General features: G+C 77.2%; 1 pseudogene. It reads left to right on the plus strand.

What is annotated here, in order from left to right:
* Positions 1–81 precede the first annotated feature (81 nt).
* Positions 82–320 (plus strand): annotated as a pseudogene (locus G3I42_RS25395) (aminoglycoside phosphotransferase family protein); the annotation flags it as partial.

The following is a 320-nucleotide window of genomic DNA, read 5'->3' on the forward strand; positions in this document are numbered from 1 at the left end:
GCCGGGCGGTGGGGCGGCCCGGCGGTGGGGCGGCGGGTGTCCGGGAGAGACGGAAGCGGGCGCGTCCCGGAGACTTGTCGCATGGATGAAGTCGAAGTCGTCGTCGCCCACTCCGAGCGTGCGACCCTCCGGGTCGCAGACGTGTTCCTGAAGGTGGACGGCGATCCCTCGCGGACCGAGGCCGAGGTCGAGGCGATGCGGCGGGCGCCGGTCCCGACCCCCGAGGTGCTGTGGCGCCGTCCGCCCGTGCTCGCCCTCGCGGCGGTACGGGGGAAGGCCCTCGCCCGCCTCGGGGAGCCCTCCACCGCCCCGCCCGCCGC

Origin of the sequence: Streptomyces sp. SID11385 (assembly GCF_010548245.1) — a bacterium.
GTDB lineage: Bacteria > Actinomycetota > Actinomycetes > Streptomycetales > Streptomycetaceae > Streptomyces.